Source organism: Methylocystis sp. Se48 (genome assembly GCF_056269425.1).
In genome coordinates this window covers 1767514-1789798 of sequence record NZ_CM149850.1, presented here as the reverse complement: position 1 = coordinate 1789798, position 22285 = coordinate 1767514, and the positions used below count along the sequence as shown (strand labels likewise).

General features: G+C 62.8%; 25 protein-coding genes and 1 pseudogene. 11 read left to right on the top strand and 15 right to left on the bottom strand.

Annotation, left to right across the window (positions count from 1 at the left end; all coding sequences use genetic code 11):
• Positions 1 to 3 precede the first annotated feature (3 nt).
• The 9 genes and pseudogenes from ACV959_RS08790 (at position 4) to ACV959_RS08750 (ending at position 7419) form a co-directional block, all read left to right on the top strand.
• Positions 4 to 1572 carry a phage portal protein gene (locus tag ACV959_RS08790; protein ID WP_475739496.1) on the top strand — a complete coding sequence of 523 codons (1569 nt, stop codon included), beginning with the start codon at positions 4 to 6 and terminating at the stop codon, positions 1570 to 1572.
• Positions 1565 to 1867, top strand: a complete 303-nt coding sequence (locus ACV959_RS08785) for a hypothetical protein (RefSeq protein WP_475739495.1) — start codon at positions 1565 to 1567, stop codon at positions 1865 to 1867. Before ACV959_RS08790 ends, ACV959_RS08785 begins: the two co-directional genes overlap by 8 nt.
• A gap of 1 nt (position 1868) precedes the next feature.
• Positions 1869 to 3236: a S49 family peptidase gene (locus tag ACV959_RS08780; protein WP_475739494.1), complete on the top strand. Its 1368-nt coding sequence runs from the start codon at positions 1869 to 1871 to the stop codon at positions 3234 to 3236.
• Positions 3237 to 3254: 18 nt separating this feature from the next.
• The gene (locus tag ACV959_RS08775; protein WP_475739492.1) at positions 3255 to 3647 is read left to right on the top strand and encodes a head decoration protein; all 393 of its coding nucleotides are present in this window, start codon (positions 3255 to 3257) and stop codon (positions 3645 to 3647) included.
• A 30-nt stretch (positions 3648 to 3677) separates the two neighbouring features.
• Positions 3678 to 4700: a major capsid protein gene (locus ACV959_RS08770; protein ID WP_475739491.1), complete on the top strand. Its 1023-nt coding sequence runs from the start codon at positions 3678 to 3680 to the stop codon at positions 4698 to 4700.
• A gap of 63 nt (positions 4701 to 4763) precedes the next feature.
• Positions 4764 to 5524, top strand: a protein-coding gene (locus ACV959_RS08765; RefSeq protein ID WP_475739489.1) for an IS5 family transposase whose coding sequence is annotated in 2 segments (ribosomal slippage) — positions 4764 to 5120 and positions 5123 to 5524 — 759 coding nt in all. Because the reading frame shifts where the segments join, the coding sequence is not laid out codon by codon here.
• A gap of 102 nt (positions 5525 to 5626) precedes the next feature.
• Positions 5627 to 6576, top strand: a protein-coding gene (locus ACV959_RS08760; protein WP_475737613.1) for an IS630 family transposase whose coding sequence is annotated in 2 segments (ribosomal slippage) — positions 5627 to 5968 and positions 5971 to 6576 — 948 coding nt in all. Because the reading frame shifts where the segments join, the coding sequence is not laid out codon by codon here.
• 79 nt (positions 6577 to 6655) lie between these two features.
• Positions 6656 to 6829 (top strand): annotated as a pseudogene (locus ACV959_RS08755) (transposase); the annotation flags it as partial.
• A gap of 26 nt (positions 6830 to 6855) precedes the next feature.
• Positions 6856 to 7419, top strand: coding sequence for an IS5 family transposase (locus ACV959_RS08750; RefSeq protein WP_475739624.1), 564 nt, complete (start codon positions 6856 to 6858; stop codon positions 7417 to 7419).
• A 130-nt stretch (positions 7420 to 7549) separates the two neighbouring features.
• Here the strand turns inward: ACV959_RS08750 and pqqA are convergent, their stop codons facing one another.
• Positions 7550 to 7627 (bottom strand): pyrroloquinoline quinone precursor peptide PqqA, encoded by a 78-nt coding sequence (gene pqqA / locus ACV959_RS08745; protein WP_442756845.1) that lies wholly within the window; start codon positions 7625 to 7627, stop codon positions 7550 to 7552.
• A 143-nt stretch (positions 7628 to 7770) separates the two neighbouring features.
• Positions 7771 to 9168, bottom strand: a complete 1398-nt coding sequence (locus ACV959_RS08740) for an ATP-binding protein (protein WP_475739487.1) — start codon at positions 9166 to 9168, stop codon at positions 7771 to 7773.
• Between the two features lie 104 nt (positions 9169 to 9272).
• Here ACV959_RS08740 and ACV959_RS08735 point away from each other — a divergent pair, with 104 nt between their 5' ends.
• Entirely contained in the window at positions 9273 to 9905 is a 633-nt protein-coding gene (locus tag ACV959_RS08735; RefSeq protein WP_475739486.1) for a response regulator transcription factor, read from the top strand.
• A gap of 9 nt (positions 9906 to 9914) precedes the next feature.
• Here the strand turns inward: ACV959_RS08735 and ACV959_RS08730 are convergent, their stop codons facing one another.
• The 12 genes from ACV959_RS08730 to ACV959_RS08675 form a co-directional block, all read right to left on the bottom strand.
• Positions 9915 to 10430: a hypothetical protein gene (locus ACV959_RS08730; protein WP_475739484.1), complete on the bottom strand. Its 516-nt coding sequence runs from the start codon at positions 10428 to 10430 to the stop codon at positions 9915 to 9917.
• Between the two features lies 1 nt (position 10431).
• The gene (locus tag ACV959_RS08725; RefSeq protein ID WP_475739482.1) at positions 10432 to 10956 is read right to left on the bottom strand and encodes an SRPBCC family protein; all 525 of its coding nucleotides are present in this window, start codon (positions 10954 to 10956) and stop codon (positions 10432 to 10434) included.
• 11 nt (positions 10957 to 10967) lie between these two features.
• Positions 10968 to 11957: a vWA domain-containing protein gene (locus ACV959_RS08720; protein ID WP_475739480.1), complete on the bottom strand. Its 990-nt coding sequence runs from the start codon at positions 11955 to 11957 to the stop codon at positions 10968 to 10970.
• Positions 11957 to 12547 (bottom strand): MxaK protein, encoded by a 591-nt coding sequence (locus ACV959_RS08715; protein WP_475739479.1) that lies wholly within the window; start codon positions 12545 to 12547, stop codon positions 11957 to 11959. Before ACV959_RS08715 ends, ACV959_RS08720 begins: the two co-directional genes overlap by 1 nt.
• The gene (locus ACV959_RS08710) at positions 12544 to 13545 is read right to left on the bottom strand and encodes a vWA domain-containing protein (RefSeq protein WP_475739477.1); all 1002 of its coding nucleotides are present in this window, start codon (positions 13543 to 13545) and stop codon (positions 12544 to 12546) included. The genes ACV959_RS08715 and ACV959_RS08710 overlap by 4 nt, the downstream gene beginning before the upstream one ends.
• Complete coding sequence (locus tag ACV959_RS08705; RefSeq protein ID WP_475739476.1) at positions 13542 to 14423, bottom strand: nonribosomal peptide synthetase MxaA; 882 nt, start codon at positions 14421 to 14423, stop codon at positions 13542 to 13544. Before ACV959_RS08705 ends, ACV959_RS08710 begins: the two co-directional genes overlap by 4 nt.
• An 8-nt stretch (positions 14424 to 14431) precedes the next feature.
• Positions 14432 to 15277, bottom strand: coding sequence for a DUF58 domain-containing protein (locus ACV959_RS08700; RefSeq protein ID WP_475739475.1), 846 nt, complete (start codon positions 15275 to 15277; stop codon positions 14432 to 14434).
• Positions 15274 to 16305: an AAA family ATPase gene (locus tag ACV959_RS08695; RefSeq protein WP_475739474.1), complete on the bottom strand. Its 1032-nt coding sequence runs from the start codon at positions 16303 to 16305 to the stop codon at positions 15274 to 15276. Before ACV959_RS08695 ends, ACV959_RS08700 begins: the two co-directional genes overlap by 4 nt.
• 134 nt (positions 16306 to 16439) lie before the next feature.
• Complete coding sequence (locus ACV959_RS08690; RefSeq protein WP_475739473.1) at positions 16440 to 16730, bottom strand: methanol dehydrogenase [cytochrome c] subunit; 291 nt, start codon at positions 16728 to 16730, stop codon at positions 16440 to 16442.
• Between the two features lie 80 nt (positions 16731 to 16810).
• Positions 16811 to 17386 (bottom strand): cytochrome c(L), periplasmic, encoded by a 576-nt coding sequence (gene moxG / locus ACV959_RS08685; RefSeq protein WP_475739472.1) that lies wholly within the window; start codon positions 17384 to 17386, stop codon positions 16811 to 16813.
• A 33-nt stretch (positions 17387 to 17419) separates the two neighbouring features.
• Positions 17420 to 18325: a methanol oxidation system protein MoxJ gene (gene moxJ, locus ACV959_RS08680; RefSeq protein WP_475739623.1), complete on the bottom strand. Its 906-nt coding sequence runs from the start codon at positions 18323 to 18325 to the stop codon at positions 17420 to 17422.
• Between the two features lie 99 nt (positions 18326 to 18424).
• Complete coding sequence (locus ACV959_RS08675) at positions 18425 to 20299, bottom strand: methanol/ethanol family PQQ-dependent dehydrogenase (RefSeq protein ID WP_475739471.1); 1875 nt, start codon at positions 20297 to 20299, stop codon at positions 18425 to 18427.
• 340 nt (positions 20300 to 20639) lie between these two features.
• Here ACV959_RS08675 and ACV959_RS08670 point away from each other — a divergent pair, with 340 nt between their 5' ends.
• Complete coding sequence (locus ACV959_RS08670; RefSeq protein ID WP_475739470.1) at positions 20640 to 21449, top strand: trypsin-like peptidase domain-containing protein; 810 nt, start codon at positions 20640 to 20642, stop codon at positions 21447 to 21449.
• On the opposite strand, the gene ACV959_RS08665 is transcribed toward ACV959_RS08670, so the two are convergent.
• Entirely contained in the window at positions 21450 to 22274 is an 825-nt protein-coding gene (locus ACV959_RS08665) for a c-type cytochrome (RefSeq protein WP_475739469.1), read from the bottom strand.
• Positions 22275 to 22285: the final 11 nt, after the last annotated feature.

The following is a 22285-nucleotide window of genomic DNA, read 5'->3' as shown; positions in this document are numbered from 1 at the left end:
CGCATGGGCCTGCTCGATCGTCTCGGCGCGCTGTTTGGCAGCGCCCGGGCTCCCATGCGCGGCAAGTCCGGCGCGGCCTACATGCGCAACGAGCGCCATGCGCTGTTCGAGAACTGGTATCCGATCCTGCGCGATCCGCGCGAGGATGTGCGCGCGGCCTATTGGCGCGCGGCCGCGCGCACGATCGATCTGCTGCACAATTCCGGGTGGATCGCCGGGGTGGTGAACAAGGGCTGCGCCTCAATCATGGGGACCGGCCTGCGGCTCGCGTCGAAACCTGATTACGGAGCGCTCGGGTGGGAGCAGAAAGCGTCAGATAGCTGGGCGCGAGAAGTCGAACGGCGATGGGAGCTCTGGGCGAATACGCCGCTCGAATGCGACGCCGCCGGCAAGCATGACGTCCATCAGCTCTGCAAGGCGGCGCTCAGGAGCTATTTTGCCCATGGCGAATGGATCGCCTGGTATCGTTGGTTGCCGAGGCCGGAATCGCGGACGGCGACCAAGATCCATCTGTTCCCGGCGCATCGGCTCGTTCAAAACTCCAATGGGCAGGACTTGTTTCAGGGGGTGCGGGTCAACAAGACGGGTCTGCCGAAGGCCTATCTGCTGCGCCTGACCAGCCCGATCATGGAGACGGGGCAGATCCTGGAGGTCGCGGCGCGGGACGCCGGCAACCGGCCGGTGATCAAGCATTGCTTCGACGGTGATGTCGGGCAGATGCGGGGCATTTCGGTGTTTGCGCCGGTGCTTCAGGTTCTGCGCCAATATGATCAGCTCTCCAACGCCACGCTCTCGACGGCCTTAGCGCAGGCGATCGTTGCGGCGACGATCGAGAGCCCGTCGCCGACGCAGGACGTGCTGCAAGCTTTCGAGAGCCTGGAGGAGCAAGGTGTTGGCGGCAGTCTCGACAGCTATCTCGACGCCCGCGCCGGCTGGTACGACAAGACGAGTTTCGATCTCGGCGGACTCGCCCGCATCGTCCATCTGTTCTCGGGCGAGAAGCTGAACTTTCAGCGCAGCGAGACGCCCAATTCGAACTATGAGCCCTTCGTCCGCTTCCTGCTGCGGGAGACCGCGGCCTGCGGCGGCTTCACCTTCGAGGACGTGACCGGCGACTACACAGGCGCGACCTATTCCTCGATCAAAATGAGCACCACGACGAACTGGCCGATCCAGATGTGGCGGCGCTCGCATATTGCGGCGCCGTTCTACCAGTCGGCCTTCGAGTGCTGGCTCGAAGAGGGCATCGAGCGTGGCGACATTGCGTTCCCGGGCGGCGTCGAGGCCTTCCTCGCCAATCGCATGGCGGCTTGTCGCGCCGACTGGCGCGGCCCGGCCAAACCGGTGCCGGATGAAGTGAAATTCGCGGCGGCGCATGAGAAACTCTACGGCATGGGCCTGATCACGGCGGAATATATCGCCGCGGAGCTCGGTCAGGACATCGAAGACAACTACGACCAGCTGGCACGTGAGATGGCGATGCGCCAGGAGCGTGGGCTTCCTGAGCCCACGATCATCACGCCCGAGCCTGTCACCGAAGACGCCGGCGCGAAAGAGAAGTCGGATGCCTGACGCTGTTGACTGGACCAACCCCTGCGAGCGCTTCGCGGCGTTGAGCAAGGCATATTACAGTCTCGTCACCGGCGCGCTGGAAACCGAGATCCGCACGCGCACCCTCGACGCCGAGGAAATGGTGCGGTTCAGCCGGGCAGATCTGAACACGCTCCGAAATGAGATGCGTGCAGCCGAGACGGCGTGCTGCGCCCTTACTGGCGCGGCGAATCCGAACCGGCGCTTTGCGATGCCGCTGACCTACCGGTCGGCGCGTATGCCCGCAAGCTACGACCCGACCGATCCGCGAGGTTGATGTGTCGAATACGCTTCTCCTGCGGATCGCAGACCGGATACTCAACCGCCCGCTGCTGATCCTCCCGGAGAAGCTCGCCGTCGTCACGGAGGTCCTCGCCGGCCGGATCGGGGTCGACGCTGCTCTCGCGCCTGACGCGTCCCGCTTCGTTGGTGACGCCAACGAGACGGACCCGAGCGGCCAGCCGGTCGGCAAGTTGCCATATCGCCGCACGGCCGAGGGAACCGGGATCGTCACCATCACCGGCTCGCTGGTGAATCGTGGCGCCTGGATCGGCGCCCAATCCGGCGTGACGAGCTACGAGGGCATCGCGCATCAGATCGAGAGCGCGGTCAGGGACCCGAAAGTCAGGAACATCATCCTCGACATCGACTCGCCCGGTGGCGAGGCCGTCGGGGCGATGGAGACGGCGGCGCTCATTCGCAAAGCGAATGAGGCCAAGCCCGTCTACGCCATGGTCAATGGCATGGCGGCCTCGGCGGCCTATGCGCTGGCGTCGGGCGCCAAGGCGATCATCTCGACGGAGTCCGGCGTCTCCGGCTCGATCGGCGTGGTGTTGATGCATGCGGACTATTCCCGCGCCGTGGATCGCGCCGGCATCACGCCGACCCTGATCCACGCCGGCGCCCACAAGGTGGACGGCAATCCCTATGCGCCGCTGTCGGGCGCGGTGAAAGCCGACCTGCAGGCGGAGGTCGACCGCTACTATGCGCTGTTCATCGACGCGGTCGCGGCTGGCCGCGGCCGCCGGCTCAGCGCCAAGGCTGCGCGAGCGACGGAGGCGCGGACCTTCATCGGCGCCGCCGCCAAGGGCGCCGGCCTCGTCGACGACATTGGCTCGTTTGCGGATCTCCTTGGCCAGCTCTCGAAAGCCCGATCCCGCGGCATGAAAGGAACACGGATGAACATGCATTCTGATGAAGACCTCGCGCGCGCCCGCGCCGAGGGCAAAGCCGAAGGGCTTACCGAGGGGCGCGAGACCGGCCAGGCGGCGGGGTTCGCCGCCGGCAAGGCGGAGGGCGCGAAGGAAGGCTATGAGGCCGGGGCCGCCGAGGGCCGTCGTATGGGCGCCGAGGACGAGCGAGCGCGTATCAAGGCGATCCTCTCGCATCCGGAAGCGGTGGGTCGCGAAGCGTCGGCGCGCCATCTCGCGCTCAACACCTCCATGAGCGTCGAGGACGTCGCGGGCGTGCTGGCGGGCGTCGCCAAATCCACCAGCATCGCAGCCCGCGCCGTCGAGACGGTGGCCGCCGCCTCTCACGTCGGGGATGTTCCGAACGAGAACATGCAGCCCGGCGCCGCCTCATGGGCATCGATCGCCGATGAGCTCAACGCCGAAATCGGCCGCCGCGCCGGCGCAGCTCGCTAATCCACGGAGTTCTCACCCATGACCGCCAAGGGCATCACGCTCTACGAGCCGAAGCACGCCTTCACCTTCGTCGTCTCGGAGGATTCCGATGGCGCCGGCTATCTCTCCCGTGACACTTTCGTCGCGGACGGCGGCGCCTCCGGCGTCGACTTCCTCGTCGGCGAGATTTTCGCCGTCGTCGACGGCAAGGCCGTGAAACTCAACCCGGCCGCAACCGACGGCTCCGAGAAATTCGCCGGTATCGCCGGCTATCGCGCCAAAGTTCCCCCGGGCCAGACGATGGAATTCGTCGGGATCAACCGGCACGCCACCGTGCGCGGCGCTGACCTCACCTGGCCCGCCGGCATCTCCGACGCGGACAAGGCCGAGATCGTCGCGCAGATGGACGCGGCGCTGATCAAGATCCGCTGAGCCGCTCCCTAACCATCAGGATTCCCCTTCATGGCCATCATGGACGTCTTTCTGGGCGACGCCTTTTCGGCGCGCTCGCTCACCGCGGCTGTCGACCGCTACAGCTACGTTCCCAACTTCCTCGAAACCCTGCCGGGCCTCTTCACGCCGAAGCCGGTCCGCACGGCGGAAGTCTGGATCGAGGAGCGCGACTTCGCCCCTGTGCTCATCCAGACCTCGCCCCGCGGCGCAGCTCCGTCGCAGCGCGGCGGCGAACAGCGCAAGGCGCGCGCCTTCATGACGACGCGCATCGCCGACGCCTCCCGCATCTGGGCCTACGAGATCCAGAACGTCCGCGCCTTCGGCGATGAGGCCGCCGTCAAGGACATGCAGATGGAGGTCGCCCGCCGTCAGATGAAGATGAAGGCGGATTTTGCTCTGACCAAGGAGAACATGCGCCTCGGCTGCATCCAGGGCGTCGTCGTCGACGCCGACGGCACGGTGATCTACGACTGGTTCGAGGAGTTCGGCCAGACGAAGCCGACCGAGCGGGTGTTCGATTTCTCGGCGAGCGCCACCGAGGGCGACATCCGCAAGGCCACGAACGCCATCAAGCGACGGATGGTGCGTAACCTGAAGGGCCTCGGCGGCGCCGGCGTCGCCATCCACGCGCTTTGCGGCGACGATTTCTGGGACGCCTTCATCACCTGCCCGGAAATCCGCCACACCTATCAGGCGCAAATGGCGCTCGCCCTCCAGAACGACGTCGGCAATGCGTGGGAGAGCTTCAAATTCGCGGGCGTGACCTGGCACAACTACCGCGGAACCGACGATAATTCGACGGTGGCGATCCCGGCGAAGAAGGTGAAGTTCTTCCCTGTAGGCGCGCCGATCTTTCAGATTGCCCATGCACCGGCGGAGCGCTTCGAGTTCGTGAACACGCCCGGTCAGGAAACTTATTCGTGGATCGTGCCGGATCGCGACCGCGACTCATGGGCGGACGTCGAGCAATATTCCTATCCGCTTCACGTCTGCCTCATGCCGCAGGCGCTCGACGCCGGGAAGATCAACTAGGGTCTGTACCCAATTGAACTGAACGTCGCGCCGTGATTCAAGCTCTTCAGGAGGGCTTGATTCGTGGCGGACAATTTTTGGCTCAGCGATGAGCAATGGGCGGCGATCGAGCCGCATCTTCCGATGGTCCACACCGGGCCCAAGCGCCAGGACGATCGCCGCATCATCAGCGGCATCGTCCATCGGCTGCGCGAGGGCTGCCGATGGCGCGCGCTTCCCGACGAGTATGGGCCGTATACGACGGTCTTCAACCGATACAATCGCTGGAGCCAGCGGGGCCTGTGGCAACGCATATTCTCGGCGCTCGTCGCAAGCGGCGACCCGCCAGCGCTCACCATGATCGACAGTTCGGCGGTCAAGGCGCATCGCTCGGCGAGCGGCGCCAGAAAAGGGGGGCGCAAAATCAAGCCATCGGCCGCTCGCGCGGCGGGCGCACGACGAAAATCCACGCCCTCGTCGACGAAGAAGGACGACCGCACGCCTTCCTGCTGACGGGCGGACACGTCGCCGACGTCACGGGCGCGGCGACACTGCTCGCCGCGACCGCGCCGAGCGAACAAATGATCGGCGACAAGGGCTACGACGCGGATCATTTGCGCCTCTTCCTGCAAGCACGCGGCACGACGCCGGTCATTCCCAATAAAGTCAACCGCAAGCGCCTCTTTCCGTTCGACGCGGAACTTTACCGCCTGCGCAACGTCATCGAGCGGACGTTCTGCCGGTTGAAGGACTTTCGAGCCATCGCCACACGTTACGACAAAACCGCTCGAAACTTCCTCGCCGGCCTGTGCCTCGTTGCCGCTCTCTGCTATTGGATCAATTGAGCCCAGACCCTAGAGCGGTTTCTTGTCTGAATGAATCGAGAGGGATTCCCAATTGTCTCTGGTCTGATTCAAACTGTCTGCTGGCGAAGGAGGCTGGCAGGCATGTCGAAGAAGACCCTTTCGCTTGATCTTCGGGAACGCGTGGTGGCCGCTGTTTCTGGCGGCATGTCTCGGCGGCAGGCGGCGGAACGTTTCGGCGTCTCCGCGTCCAGCGCGGTCCGATGGTGTCAACGGCAGAACGAGACCGGCAGTCCGGCCTCCTACAAGCGCGGCGGGGATCGCTGGTCGGCGCGCATCGACGCGCACAAGAGCCTGATCCTCTCGCTTATCGAGGAAACGTGCGACATCACGCTGAAGGAACTCTCCGCGCAGCTTGCCGAGCGAGGCCACAGCTTCAGCATCGGCGCGCTGTGGCGCTTCTTCGCCCGCCACAACATTACCTGGAAAAAAAGACCGCCCATGCGAGCGAGCAGGACCGGCCGGACATCCTGAAGCGTCGCCAGGCGTGGTTCGAGAACCAGCTCGATCTCGATCCGGAAAAGCTTGTCTTCATCGACGAGACCTGGGCGAGCACGAACATGGCCCGCAAGAACGGACGCGCGCCGAGAGGCGAAAGGTTGCGCGCCAGCGTTCCGCACGGACACTGGAAAACCACGACCTTCGTTGCCGGACTACGACTTACCGGCCTGACGGCGCCAATGGTTCTCGACGGCCCGATCAACGGCCAATGGTTTCAGGCCTATGTCGACCAGGTGCTCGTCCCGACGCTCTCACCAGGCGACATCGTCGTGATGGATAATCTCGGCAGCCACAAAGGCGCTGGCGTGCGCAAGGCGATCGAAGCCGCCAAAGCGACGCTGCTTTACCTGCCGCCCTATAGCCCCGACTTCAACCCGATCGAAAAGGCCTTCTCAAAGCTCAAGGCGCTTCTGCGCGCGGCCGCCGAACGCAACATCGACGCCTTGTGGAACAGGATCGGAGCCTTGCTCAACGCGTTCACGCCAACCGAATGCGCCAACTTCTTTGCCGCCGCCGGCTATGAGCCGCTTTGAGAGGAAACCGCTCTAGGCTCAGGACCTATTAAATTTGATTGAGTTGTGATTTACAAGGGGTTCCGATTCGGAGGCCTTGATGATGAGCGATCTGTTTTTACTGAGCCAGCGCCAGATGGCGCGGATTTCGCCATTCTTTCCTCTGGCGCATGGGGTTCCGCGCGTTGACGACCGGCGCGTCGTCAGCGGCATTGTCTACGTGATCAAGCACGGCCTGCAGTGGAAGGACGCGCCCAAAGGCTACGGGCCGCACAAGACGCTTTATAACCGCTTCATCCGCTGGAGCCGGCTCGGCGTCTTCGACCGCATCTTCGCCGCGCTTGCCGGCGAAGGCCCAAGCCCCGAACGCATCATGATCGACTCGACGCATCTGAAAGCGCATCGCACGGCGGCAAGCCTGTTAAAAAAGGGGTTCTTTCCCGCTGTATCGGGCGCACGAAGGGCGGGCTGAACTCCAAACTCCATGTCGTCTGCGACGGCGCCGGCAAACCACTCGTCATGATGCTGACTGAAGGCCAGATGAGCGATCACAAAGGCGCCCGGCTGATGTGCGACGCCCTACCGAAGGCCAAAACGCTGATCGCCGACAAGGGCTATGACAGCGACGCCTTCCGCGACGCGCTCAAAGCGCGCGGAACCGAACCCTGCATTCCGCCACGGCGCAATCGCAAAACGCCGCTCGACTACGACAAGGCGCTCTATCGTCAGCGCCACAAAGTCGAGAACCTGTTCGCCAAACTCAAGGACTGGCGGCGCATCGCAACCCGCTACGACCGTTGCGCCCACACCTTCTTCTCCGCGACCTGCATCGCAGCAGCCGTCACATTCTTCCTCAATCAATGAAGTCCTGAGCCTAGATGGCCTACGCTTGAGAGCCAGGTCCATGTCGGACTAATCCCAATCATCACAGTCTACCCTCGCGCGGCGCAGCTCTACGCTGCGCCGCGCGAGGGTAGATAGCTTGCGTGCCGTCTCAGATTTCAGCCGACGAATAGCTCGTGACTTCCATGCCGACGCACACTTCGACGATCACCGGGCTCGACCAAATCATGATTGTTTTCTCCTGAACCAGGCCCCAGATTGGACACCATCCAGCATAGCGATCAACCGCGGCTCAGACAGCCAGAAAATCTACCATCGGCGCATGCCAAAAATTCCTGATAGCCTCCCACCCTCCAATCTCCCTGAAGCGCTCTAATCTCCACTCACCTCCTCGTCATCGCGGATCGGGATCGAGACTGTCACCCGAGTGCCGCCTCCGGCGCGACGTTCAACCTTCATCGCGCCGCCAAGGGCCTGTACTCGTTCACGCATGCCAAGGAGACCCATCCCAGAACGATGCTCTTCTGCGATGCCAATCCCATTGTCCTCGATAAGGAGAGTCAAGGTCGGAACGTCTTCGGCTTCGTCCTCTCGCGCATCGCGAAGTGAATTCCATCCGAATGATGCCGACACTCGAGCCGAAGTCGCCCTCGCGTGTCGGAAAATGTTGGTCACGCTCTCCTGAATGACACGATAGGCGGTAAAGGCGGTGGCTTCGTCGAGCGACGACAAATCATGAGGCACCACCAACTGTAGATCGACCTCTGGATGGCCGAGCGACCAGGACAGGAAAAGACTTTTGAGCGCCGCTTCCAGTCCGAGTTCCGTTAGCCCCTTCGGTCGCAAGCGCCCAAGCAGGCCCCGAAACAAGGACTGAAGCGCCTCACAGGCGCGGTCCACGATCAAGCCGAGCTCGCGCAGTCGCTCATGATCCGGCGAGTTTTCTGTGAGTGCTTCTTGCAGCGACGCCGCCGCCGCACGGATTGAAAAGAGGCACGGCCCGGCCTCGTCGTGCAAATCCCGAGCTATTTCCTTACGCTCGCTATCCTGAATTTGGATAAGCTCGTTCACTAGATCACGGTTCTCGTGACGCACGCGGTCGAGCGTTGTCGCCAACGAGTTGAGTGCGTTCGAAATGCTTCGAAACTCCGAGGCGCCACGAGGCGCGATCCGGATACCACTTTTTCCCGCTTCAAGGTCAGCGAGGCCCGCTTGCAATGCCGCGAAAGGCCTCAGGGAATAGCGGACGGGTAGGAGCACAAGCACGATGATCGCAAGCGTCACGACAAGGCTGATCGACGCCAGCCGCGACATGTCGGACCAGATTTCCTCCAGTTCGTCGAGCGGATTGGAAATGATCGCCACATTGCCGTAATCGCGCTCGTGGACGCGTATGGGCACAAGGATAACCCGTGGCGGGGGAACATCGACCAGCTTGACGAACCATGCCGGCGGACCGGCGTCGATGGCATGATCGGCTGCTCGCCATTGCGCCGGCGGCGTTTCGCCGCGCTCGAGCATCTTGATGTCGACGTGGCGCAAGCTGCCAAGATTTGCATAAAGTTGACGCAGGGCCTGCGTCGGGTTCTCGTTATCGGGAAGACTTGCAATTGTTGTCAGGACAAATTCCCGCACCAGACGGAGATTGCTTCCCGCTTCGGCGCGAACGCGCGGTCCGGCGTGCGTCACTTGAATGGTGAGATTGATCAGGAGGTTTGCAAGAAGCACGACGCCGATCAGCCAGCTCAACCCTGCCTTTAGAGAGATCATCGACCGTCGCCTCGGAAAGAAGGGCTCGAAAAGGCCACAAGATCATTGACACCGAGGTCGGTTTTTACAACAAAGATCGAGGTCCACAAGAAGAAAAAATCGTCATGCGCGTTCTGATCGTCGACGACCATCCCATGGTGATCGAGGGCTGCCGGGGCATGCTCTCGGGGCAAAAGGACATCGAGGTGTTCGAAGCCCACAACGCCGACGAAGCGCTCGAAAGATACACGTCGACAACGCCGGACGTGATCGTTCTCGACATCAACCTTCCCGGCGTCTCCGGTTTCGAGTTGCTGCGTCTGCTGCTGAAACGAAACCCCAATGCAAAAATCATCGTATTCACCATGAACGATGATCCGGTCTTCGCCGCGCGCGCGATCGAACGCGGCGCCCGCGGCTATCTCGCGAAAAGCGAGGACCCGAAGGCTTTCATCAAGGCGATCCGATCCGTCGGAGCGGGGGAACGCTATCTTTCCGGGAATCTGGCGCTGAAGCTCGCTTTCGCCGATCAGAGCCTCACCAAGAATCCGCTCGACGCGCTCAACAGCCGGGAGATCGAAATCCTGCGCAACCTCGCCAATGGCAAGGACATGACGGAGATCGCACATATTCTGAAGGTTTCTTACAAGACGGTCGCGAACAACTGCATTTTGCTCAAGCGCAAGCTTGGCGCGCGGTCCAAAGCCGATCTTTTGCGCATCGCCGTCGAGAACAAAGTCGCGATGAGGCTCGTGTAAGCGGCGTCTTCATCTGAACTGCTTTTGAGTTCGATAGCGCTCCGAGAGAAGGCGCAAAGCTTCTTCCCGCGTCGCGCCCTTGCGCCGTAAATTGTAATAATGCTGGCAGAGTTCTCCATAGGTCTGCTTCTGCCCGGCCGCCGCGGCGATATTGGCGAGCGCCTCCAATAAGCCGGCGTAGTTCTCTGCGCGTCCATCCTCCGCAAGCATCTCGCCGATCTGCGCCGTGCGGTTGGCGAGCATGCGGTCAGACTCGAGGAAATGCGGACGAGCGGCTTGCAGCGCCTCACGCATGCGTTCAACCGCCACGTCCTGAACGGCGAGGTCACGACCGGCTTCGCGGCTCGCGAGCCATCGCGCCGCATCGACACGGTCTGTCGCCCGAAGCCAGCCCCCATCGCTTTTGCCGCCCTGCGCCTCGACCACGTCGATCGTCTCGCTTGCGCGCTCCTCTTTGCCGCAAGCGGCGCAGAGGAGGCCCGCCGCGAGCGCCAATCCCGCTTTCGAGACGCCGGACAGCGCCATGCTACTTGCCTTCGACTTTCTTTTTCAGGCCCTCCAGCCCGTTGTGCAGATAGGTCGCCATTGCCGTGCGCGCCGCCTCGTCGTTTAAATTTTCTGGGGGCTCGTTGCTCGTGTCGCCACGATAGAGCCGCCCATACCATTTCACCAGGCTGCCGCCGCCCGGAGCCGGCTCCACCGAAAAGGAAAGCGAATAGGAGCTTGCGGGCATCGCGTCGAGATTGGGATCGGACATGCGCCAGGAGAGCTTGTGCGCCGCGGCGTCATATTCGTCGAGACCTTCTTTCAGCGCGCCGCCTTTCTTGAGCGTCACTTCGCGCTCGGCGCCCGCTGCGTCTCCGCCTTTGGCCTTCACGCCCTGGACGTCCGGATGCCAGGCGGCGAGGCCGTCGACTTTTCCTGCAACCGCCCAAACCGCCTTTGGATCCGCGGCGATGACGATCGTTTCGTCCACCTTGATCGGCGTTGGCCCATGCGCCAAGGCTGGCGCAGTGAATAGAAAGGCCATCAGCGACACCGATTTTCTCATTCTGCACTCCCTCATGGTTGTTTCCGGGCGAAGCGCGTCGTCTGCCGTTTACGCGTAAGGCGCTCCAGAAGCGGCGCGATGGAAAAGCCGCCGAATAGGCAGGCGGCGGACAAGCCGCCAAGAAACGGACGCGTATCGAGCGTCCCGGCGCGGGCCCGCTCGGTCGCGGCGGCGCGATACGCATCGAGAAGGCTCGTCTTGTCGTCCAGATGGACGTAGCCGAGGCCCGTCGTCTCCGCGAGCGCGCGGAGATAGTCTTCCCTCACCGACGAAAGATGCTCCATGCCGACGGCGGCCGTGGCGCCGAAGGGCGCGTTGCGCGCATTGAAGCCTTCGCGTTGCTCGGCCCCTTTGGGCGGCAGGCCGAAACGGTTTTCGTGCAGCACTTCGTCGGTCGTGACGAAGCCGATTTCGCGGCCCTTGTCGTCGAATTTCGGGATGGGTGAAAGTTCATAGCCTCCGGTCCCGACAATCAGCCCGCGCGTCTCGCCACGCTTCCCCTCGAAGACAGGGCCGCCGGAGGCGGGCAGCGGCGGGGCCTCCTGCCCATCCGTGAAGAACAGAATATCGACCTCTAACTTGCGAGCCATGTCGATGGCGCGGAACAGACCCGCCGAAATCCGGCTGTCGCCCTCCCAGGCCATACGCCAGTCGAGCGCTGCGATCGCAGCTTCCAGGGGGGGAAAATCGGCGCAGGCGTCGATCGGTTCGAAGAGCAGGAAGGGCCGTCGCTCCGCGAAGACGCCAAGCGCCACCCGCGAAGGGCAAGGCAAACCGACGATCAGCTCCCGCAAGGCCGCCTTGACCTTCTCGAGACGGCTGATCGGCCTCCCTCCGGCGGCGTAGTCGCGAACGTTCATGCTGCCGGTGATGTCGACGATGGCGAGAAGGTCGTAACCCGGGCGCGTCACTTTCATCTGCGGCGCGAGGAATGTCGCGACGAGCAGCGCCGCCGCCAGCGCCAGCAAGATCAGGCGGGGATCACGCAGGTCGGGCCGCATCAGGGCAGCCCCTTCGGCTTGCCAGGAATGTCGGTCCAGAGCTTCTTTGGATCAGCGGTGAGTTCGTCGCCGCTCTTTCTTTCGAAATCCGGAAAGTCGCGCACGAGCCGCGACGCGACGTCGATATTGAACTTCGCGTCCCAGAACTCGGGGTCGAGTTGGAGCGCGCGGCGATATTCCCGCTTGGAAAGATTGACCAAAGGATTGGCGGCGTCGAGCTCCGATTTCTCGATATGCTCCAGCGCCGCGCGCAGCAGCGCGTTCGCAAGGAGATAATGCGCGCGCGCGCGCGTTCGAGCGTCTCCAACTCGGTCCAGCGCTTCGAGAAGTCCGCGCGCCTGATCGAGTTCGTCGCGCTTTGTGAGGAAGGCGATCCGCGCCAGCAGCGCTTCCGGCGCCGCTTCCGCATCGACCTGAATATCGTGACCCGCGCGCAGCGATTCGATCATGTCATTCAAAGCGGCTGCGCGGCGCCATTCCACAAGTTGGAAGATCGTCACGGAAGCAAACGCCAAAAGGAGCGCCACGAGCAGCCAGGAGCGCCGCATGCGCCAAAACGCGAAGATTGCTCTGCGCGGACGTTCGTTCATCGAGCGTCCCCCGCCGGAGAAAGGCGGACCTCCGCCAGCTTGGCGAAGAGAAGCAGGGCCGCCGCGCCGAGCGCCGCGGCGAAGAATGCGCCGCCGAGATCGCGCCGTGGAAGCTTCTCGAAGTAGCGCATGGGCCGGCGTTCGAGCCGGTCGATCTGGCGCAGCGCCTCCTCCGTCGCCTTCGGTCCTTCGGCCTCGAAAACGCGATAGGGGGCGCCGAGCGACTTGAAATAGAGATCGAGGTGTCTTTCCGGCGCGGCCTGCGGCGACTCGGCGTCGCCTTCGGGCGCGTCGTAAATCCCGGGGCTCCCTTCGGTGCGCAGGAACAGCCAATACAGATTGACCTGGGCCTTCTTGAAATTCGCGCGCAGGTCGTCTTGCATTTTCGGATCGATGACGCCCGCGCCGTCGGAGATGAGCAGAATGGCGCGTGAACGGCTGCCGTCGCTCGGCCCGAACATCGAAAGCGCCATCGCAAGGCCGCGCCCGATATTCGTGTAATCGAGGCCCGGAAGATCGATGGCGTCGATCGCCGCCTTCGTCGCCTCGAGACGATCGGACAGGGGCGTGACCAGCATGGGCGATGTCGAAAAGGCGACGACGCCGACGAGATCACGCCGGCGGCTGTCGACGAAGGCCTTCAAAATGCGCTTGGCGGCGGCAGCCTTGGACTCCTCCGCCCCAGAGGGGTTTCGGCCCGCGAAGGTCTCGTTCATGCTGCCGCTACGGTCGATCACCATCACGATCTGCGCGCCCTCGGCGAGGCGCTCGATCTCTTCGCCTGGGAAAAACGGCCCGGCCGCTCCCCCGAGGCTTGCGAGAAGCGCCGTGACGCCGAGGAATTTCAGGAGGGCGTCGACGAGCCCCGAGACGCTGTCTACCGGGGCGCAATCGATGGATGGGATCGTGGACGAGCGCAAAGCCGATTTCAGCAGCGGCGCGATGGCGATCGGCGTCAGTAGGAGCAGTTCCGGGCGATCGAACGCGACGAGCGTCATTGCGCGCGCTCCTGTCGAGCGAGCGCCCGCGCGAAGTCGAGAAGTTCGCCGAAACCGTAACCGTCCCCCGCGCCTTCCGAGAAGAAGGCGTTGCGCGACGCGGAGAAGAATCGATCGAAGGAGGGCTTCAATGACGCAAATTCGGGCCGGCGCGCCAAAAAGGCCGCGACGTCCTCTCCGAGAAGCGATCCCCCGTTGGCGAGATCGATGGCCCGATGCACGCTCTGCATCGCTCTGGGAAGAGCGCTGACGTCGCCGCGGGCCTGCGCGGCGAGTTCGCGGGCCAGCGCATTGAAAATGCGGGCGCGTCGCTTCTGGAAGGGCGGCCAGGCGCGATCCCGCGCGACAGCCGCGAGCGCCAGCAAAGTGAACGCCGCAAAAGCGAAGGCGAGGCGCTTCGGCCGCGTCTCCTCCGCATAAACCATCGGGGCGTCCGGCCGCAGATCGTCTTCGGGGCGCTCTTTCTTCGCCGGGGCGATTTCGCGCAGGGGCGCGACGCCGACGCTCCAGGCGGGAACCGTAATGGTCTCGTTACCGAAGCGCAGATCGAAGGCTGGGATTTCGATGTTGCGCGCGTCCAGCGCGACGTAAAAGTTCTGATAGACGAGGTCGATGTCCCAACGCCTGTCGACGCCGATCGCCGTCGTATGGACCACGACATCCTTCAGATCGAGGGACACGTTGAGCGGCCCGGGACGCGGCAGGGAGGAGGCGGCCAGCACCGCGCCCGCCGGCCCCGTGATCTCGACGCGCGCGCGAATGAGATCGCCCACGAAATAGCCGAAGGGCCGCGCGGAATGGATCGTGACCTGTAGATCGCCCCCCCCGGCAGGAAACGTCCAAATGAGCGAGAGGATGGTAAGAAGCGCGCCACGCATGAGACGCCTCACGCCGCCATGAGGCGCGAACTGAGCGCTCGGGGATCGAGTTGATCCTCGACGAAGATCGGCGGCCGGACGCGCCCGGCCGCAACCCGGATCAATCCTTCTCTACGCTTGGCCTCGGCTTCGATCCACTTCTCCCGCAGAGCCGGCCTCATGACCATCAGGCGCCGCCGCGCCGCCTCCGGATCTCGTAATTCCAAAAGGCCCCAGCGCGGTGCGTCGAGCTCCACGGAGTCGACGAGCGCGACCGGTAGAACGTCGTGAAGGGCAAGGGCGTCGAAGACGCCTTGAACAAGCCGCGCCGGCCAGCGAAAGTCGGAAACGAGCAGCACGAGCTTGCGCCCCGAGCCGAGACGCATCGCGGCGCTCTTCAGGCTTTCCGCGCTCGCGCCGGCGGGACGTTCTTCGCGAAGCCTGTCGACGGCTCGAAGCGCCGCGCTTCGAAAACGTGTCGCGGGAAGAAAAACGCGCTCGCGCAAAATGTCGCCGCCGGCGACGAGTCCGAAGCGATCGCCGATGCGATTCGCCGAAAAAGCGAGGGAGGCGCACAGATCGCAGGCGACTGCGAAGCGATCGACGGTGCCGACGAAGCTCATCGACGCAGAAAGGTCGACAAGAGCGTAGACGTCGATCGCGCTTCTTTGCTCGAAGCGCCGGACATGTGTGTCTCCGAAAGGATTACGCAAGGTCGCACGCAGGTCGATGCGTCTGGCGTCCGGATAGCGCAGAAAGGGCACTTGATCACGAAACACGCCAAAGCCGCCGACCTCGCTCGACACATGCGCGCCGACATGATTGGACCGGAAGCGTCCGCGCGGCCGGTACGTGATTTCCGCCGAAATCGTCATGGGACCGGCGTCGCGTCTAAGACGGCGTGGCAGAGCTGTTTGACCGGCTCGTCGCCGCGCAGCGCATGAACGGGATCGACGAAGATGCGATGCGACATGACCTCGAAGAAGACATCCTTCACGTCGTCCGGCGTCAAATAGTCTCGCCCCTCCAGCCAGGCGCGCACGCGCGCCGCGCGCGCCAGGGTTGCAAGACCGCGCGGGCTGGCGCCGCCTTTGACGAGCGTCGAGACATCGATATCCGGGAGAACTATCCCTATGGAGCCAGGGTCGACGAGGCCTTGCCAGAGGCCCAGCACGTAGCTTTCGAGAGTCGCGCTCGCCTTCACCGTATCCTGGATCATGCGCGAGACGCCAGCAATCTTGCGATAGTCGATCGCGCCTGATCCGACACGCTCGACAAGCGCATCCACGTCCTGGAAGGCGGGATCAAAAACGAGCTTGCGGCGCGCCGCCGGATCCGTCGGCGCTCCCATGGAAATTTCCATGAAAAACCGGTCGCGCGCCGCCGCCGGAAGTTCGAACGTCTCCTCGCGTTCGACCATGTTTCGGTCCGCGAAGACCTGGAGATAAGGGAAACGATACAGGCGGTTGAACGCCGTGACGCTTCTTTCCGCCATCAGACGCAACAGCAGCGAATGGACCTGCGGACGCGCGCGATTGATCTCGTTGAAGAAGAAGACAGGAAGCGTCTCGGCGAGGCGCAGGAGTTCGGACGGTTCGATCCGTGGGCGACCATCGTCGCCAAGATAGGTGTGATAGAGAATGTCGCTCGGCATCATGTCGACCGTGCCCTCCACACGGACGAAATCCCCGCCGAGCGCACGCGAGACGGCGCGCAGCAGCGTGGTCTTGCCGACGCCGACATCGCCCTCGATCAGGACGTGACCGCGTGCGAAAACGCAGATCATGACGAGCCGGATGACGCGTTCCTGGCCGATGACGGCTTTTTGGATTTCCTGCTCGAACGCCAGAGCGCGCTCGCGCCATTCGGCGAGCTTCTGCTTTGCTTGTAAGACTTCGTTCAAGGCGCGCCCCTAAAGCACCGAAAAATTTGCGGCCACGATCTCGGGAATGGATCTGATGCGCTGTTGTCGAATAGCACCAGGTCCAGATCGTGGCCGCTTTCACTCATCGCGCGAGGGGAGCGCGATGAATGTCGTTATTGAGCAATCTTGCTCACATCATATTCCCACTTGCCGGTCTTCTTGAAATGCTCGACCCGCTTCTTGTTGCGTTCTTCCATTGCCTGGATCGACGCCTGTTGCTTGGCGAGCTCCTTCGGATCGTGCTTGGGATCGTATTTCGAGCCCTCGACCTTTTCCGGGAAGCCGGGCTTGGGCTCCCAGCAATTGCCGGGGGCTTTGCATTTGGTGCCGTCATAAGCAAGAGCGCTGCCAGCCCCCAACATGACGCCGACGGCGATCGTCGCGGCGAAATGCATCTTACGCATCCCTTGTCCTCCATTTTTGCGAGGCGTGCGCCCCTTTGTTTGCGCCTCCGGCGACGGAGGCGGAATTTGCTTTGACGCGCCTATTTCTTGGCCTGGCACTTGCCGGGCGGGTTATCCGGCAGCGTCTCGTGCCCCGAATAGGGCTTGAAAGACTTGCGCTGGGCGTCCGTCAGCCAAATCGCCTTTTCCGGCGCTTCCTTGAAGAGATGGCGAATCCAAGCCATCACCTTCAGCATTTCGTCGAGCTGGAGATTTTGATACTGCGGACCCATCGACGCCTGCGCGCCGCCATAAATCGTCGAGAACAGACCTTCGTCGGTTTCGTTCTGCGGGTAGGTCCAATAAGCGTCGTTGAGGCCGGGACCGATCTTGCCTTCCCCGACATGGCCATGACAGCCGGAACAAGCCGAGAGGAAGATCTGCTCGCCCTGTTTCAGGCAGCTCATATCCTCGTTGTAGGGGTTCTTGCCCGTCGTCATGAATTCCTTGACGGCGGGAGTATCTTTGCCTTCCGGCAGCGCGTCGCTGAAATTCAGGATCTCTCCCGTAATGGTGTTGCGGAAAGCGATGGCCGACTGCGCGAGCGCCGAGACAGCCACAAAAACCCCAATCGCGGCGATGATGCTGCAGGTCGCCTGCTTCTTCTGGTTCAACACGTCTTTTCTTCCTGTTCGGTGATCGCCGCATATTTATTGGCTGACCGGCAGAAGGGGCACGCCCTCCGCCTGGAGAATTTCGTCGATCTTCGGCTTGGCGGCGACGAGCGCCGCATCGACTGCGGCCAACAAGGCCGTGTCGTCGCGGCGCACGGCGACCGACTGATCGAAGCGTTGCGGCACTTTCTCGCCATCGCTCTTCGCCGCGTCGTCGTCGATCAAAGTCATCCGCAGGGGAACAGTCGACGCCTTGACGTAGCGCGCGACGTCGGGCGCGAATCCGACGGCGATGTCCGCCGCGCCACTCACGACCTCGCCGACCATGCGGCTCGGATCGATCTGCGTATATTGATTGCGCGGCGATTTGAAATTCACCAACGAGTAGAGATAAGCCATGTTGTCGTCATAGACGCCCATGTCCTTCATCAGCGCCTCGCCCGGGGAACCGAAGGCGACGACGATGTGACGGAGCTTCTTCAGCCGCGCATCGTTCCAGGATTTGATGTCGAGATCACGATCGGCGCGGCTGACGAAGACGTAGCCGGTGCGATAATAGGGCTTCGAGGTCGCGACGCGCGAATCTCCCGTGTCGAGGCCGATGATCACGTCGCACGCGTTCTTGTCGAGATAGTCGCGGACGAGATAGATCGCCGGCCGCTCGGACCAGACGAATTGCGCCTCGCGTTTCATGGCGTCTGCGAGCGCGACGCCGATTTTGTTCTCGAGGCCGGAGCCATCTTCCATCGACAGCGGCGGCTGGTTTTTCGCCGCGCAGATCCGCAGGGAGTTCGGATCGGCCTTGGGCGCCGGAGGCGCGGCCGAACTCGCGCTGGCGCCGGCGTCGTTGGACACGCCGAGAGAAGCAGCGGTCGCGTTGGCGGCCCCGACGAGCGCCAGCGCAACGACGCTGAACCACACGAATTTGCGCACAGGCAGCATCTTCGTCTCTTTCATTTTCGTTGTCGGGCGTCGCTCGGACGCGCGAGGAGCGCGCGCCCGAGCAAGCGCATTTTCGCTTTTGCAGAAGCGGAGCGGAAATCAGTTGGCCTTGTATTCGCCGAGGTTCACGTCGTCGTATGGACCCTGGCCATTGAGGGAAAACACCATCACGCCGCCGCCCATCTGAGTGTAGTTGGCAAGCTGCTTGAAGGCGCCGACCGCGCCGAGACCGGCCGTCGGATCCTGAAGGTCGAAGACGAGACCTACGCCCGGCCAGCCGCCGACGCCATACATGATCGCGACATATTCGACGCCCTTGTGCTGATAGACGATCGGATGCCCGATGACGCCGGAGGGCAGCTTGAATTTCCAGAGCAGTTCGCCGGTGTCGCTGTTGCGGGCCTTGATGAAGCCGTCGAGCGTTCCGTAGAAGACGACGTTGCCGGCGGTCGCGGCGGTGCCGCCCCAAACCGCGAAGCGCTCCATCTTCTCCCATTTGAACTGGCCGGTGATCGCGTTGTAGGCCTTGATCTGGCCCAGGCCTTCGCCCTTCTGGCGATCGCCCTTCGGGCCCGGATACATGTTCAGCGTCGCGCCGACGAAGAACTGGCCCGCGCGGTACGGAAGCATGAAGGGCTCCCAGTCCATGCAGATATGGTTCACGCCGAGGAAGAACAATTCCTTGGTCGGATCGTAGGAGTCGAGACCCTGATTGTGATAGCCCATCGCCGAGGGGCAGACGTCCTTGGCGAGATGGTCCATTCGCGTGCCGTATTCGGGATCGCGGACCGGCAGGCCCGACTTCAGGTCGACCTTCTTGAAGACGTTGACCGTATCGTCGATCTTGTCCGCGGAGATCAGCGTGCCGTCGGTGCGGTCGAGCGTGTAGATGATGCCGTTGCGATCCGGATGGGTCAGCAGCTTGCGCAGCTTGCCTTCCTTGTCCTTCTGCTCGGAGAGCATCATGAAATTGATGCCGGCGTAATCCCACTCGTCATGGGGAGTCTTCTGATAGCCGAATTTGGCCATGCCCGTGTCGAGGTCGCGGCCCCAGATGGTCATCGTCCACTTGTTGTCGCCCGGACGCATCGTCTCGTTCCACGGCGCCGGATTGCCCGAGCCGTAGTAGACGAGGTTTGTGCCCGGATCATAGGCGAACCAGCCCCAGTTCGTGCCGCCGCCGATCTTCCAGGCGTCGCCTTCCCATGTCGCCGTGCCGAGGCCCTTCTGGCCGTAATGCGGGTTGGCCTTGTTGAAGTCGTCGCCGATCAGAACGTCGGAATCCGGACCCGTGGCGTAAGCGCGCCACTTCTGCTCGCCGGTGCGAACGTCATAGGCGGTCATGTAGCCGCGCACGCCGAGCTCGGCGCCGGAGCTGCCGATGAGAACCACGTCCTTATAGACATGCGGAGCAACGGTGAGCGTCGATCCGACCTTGAAGTCGGAGTTCTCGATTTTCCAATATTCCTGACCCGTCTCCGCGTTGAGCGCGACGACATGGCCGTCGAGCAGCGTCTTGATGATAAGCGAGGGCGTCTTGCCGTCACCCGGCCAATAAGCGAGGCCGCGATTGACGATGTCGCAGCACGCCACGGCGCGCGCAGCCGCGTTCTGCTTGGGCTTGTGCTGCCAGAGAATGCGGGTGGGATTGTCGAGATCGAGCGCGAAAGTGTTGTTCGGGAAAGACGTGTGAACATACATCTTGCCGTCGACGACGAGCGGCGCGCCTTCGTGGCCGCTCAGGAGGCCCGTCGAAAACGACCACGAGACCTTGAGGTTCTTGACGTTGTCGGCGTTGATCTGGGTCAGCGTGCTGTAATGGTTGGCGCTGTAGTTCTTGCCCTGCATCGCCCAGTTGTTTTCGCTCTTCGCAAGCGCTTCGAGCCGGTCTTCGGCGCGGGACGTCGACGCCGTCGCAAAAGGCGTTGCGATCAGGACCGACAACAGGGAAACGGAATTCAGGAATTTCCACATAGACGAGTCCTCCTGCGACGTCCTGCAAGGCCGTTCGTGGCTTCTTGAAAGGATGGCGTCGCCTCGTAAAGAAGCTCCATATTTTGTCATTGGAGCTGTCCTAGTTCGTTGAAGGTCGCTTCCTTGGGAGCGCTTGCCGCGCTTTATGGGAGAGACGATCCGCGAGCATATAAATTTAAGCGCCGCGGCGTGTCTTCACGATTTATCGGTAATGCGCATCGGGAAAAAATGGCAAGCTGCCTCCCGTTGTTTCCTGACACTGCTCCGCGAGCGAGGAGTCTTGACGCGCGCCCGTGCAGTATCTCCTCCTCGCGAACGGCGTCCCAAAAAGAAGAAGAACATGACCGATCGTATGATCCGCCGCCTGACTGGCGTCATTTTGCTCGTAATCCTGAGCGTCAACTGCCAAGGACTCCGCGCCCAGATCGTCGATGTCGCGCTCTATCTGCAGGATGGCCGTCGCCTCATGAGCGAAGCCGACGCGGCGCGTTTCGCCGGCGCTGGCGTGTTGATGTGCTATTCCGATTACGGGACGTTGGAGCGCGGCGCGGCCGCCTGGCTCATCGGTTCGCACGACCTCGTCGTTTTGAACGCGCATAATTTTGTCGATCGCAAACTGATTCCGACCCATCCTGTGACGGATTGCTTCTTCCGCATCGGCGGCGGCGATTACTATTTCGACGCCGACAGCCTGCGCATCGGCGCCGCCGTCGAGTCGAAGGGACTGCACATTACGGATGACTGGGCGTTGCTGCGCCTCCTTCAGCCGACGCCGGACAACGTCAAACCGCAGCCGATCCCGGACGCGAGCGATATCGTGACCGGAGCGGGCATTAAAGTGACCATGGTGTCGCCCGCCGGGCATTCGAACACGCATCTTCCCGCGACGGTGGAATTCTGTGCGATTCGCAGGATCGACGAGCCGACGGAAGGCCATGTCCGTCGCGCGCGCCATGATTGCAATGGCGGCTATGGCGGTTCGGGGTCCGGCCTCTTCTCAGAAGACGGGCGGCTGATCGCGCTGCACAGCGCGTCGCTCGACATGAATTGGACGCGGCCCTTCGACATCGAAACACATTACGGCTCCGCCATTCTTTTCGAGGGCGATCTCGCAAAGGCGATCCGGGAAGCCGTGGAGAAGCCGCGCTGACTATTCCTTGGGCGGCAGCGTCCGCAGATAGGCGATGAGCGCGTCGAGGTCTTCATGCGACATTTTGGCGAAATGCGCTTTGGCGAGCGTGGACATGGGCGGCTTGAGCACTTCGCCTTTGCGAGAGACGCCCTGCGTGATTGCGCGCTTGATGTCGTCATCCGACCATGCGCCGACGCCCTTCTCCGGATGCGGCGTAATATTCGACGCGACAGCAACGCCCGCCGGAGTTCGGAAGATCTTGCCGCCAGCGCCGAGCCCGTTCGCATAGTCCGGCGCATCGTCGACCTCCGTGCTGTGGCAGGCGAGGCAGCGGGCGATCGACGCAACATAAAGGCCGCGTTTAACCTTCTCGGAAAGCGCCGCCTCGTCAAACGCCGCTTCTGCGCCGGGCGCCGGATGGGGATACCACTTACCTTGCTGTTGCAGCGGCACGATAGCTTGAGCCGTCACGGGAGATTGCGCTCGCAGGAAGGCGATAATCGCATAGCGATCGGCATCCGTCAGCACACGGTAGGAATTGGAAGGCATGGCGGGCGCTAGCTGTCCGTCGCGGCCGACTCCGGCGACGATGGCTGCACTGACCGCATCGTCGGACCATCCGCCAACCCCTGTCTCCTTGTCGGGCGTGATATTGGAGCCGCGCGCGATATAGTCTTTGCCGGTGAAAGTCTGCGAGCCGCCGGAAAAGCGCGCGGATAGGTCGTAGCCATTGGGACCGCGCGGCGTGTGACAATTGTCGCAGGCCGCCAGCGCCTCCACGAGATATTTCCCGCGCAGCTGATCCGCCGCCAAGGAAGCGCCCGTGGTCAAGACGCCGGCCATACAAAGCGCCG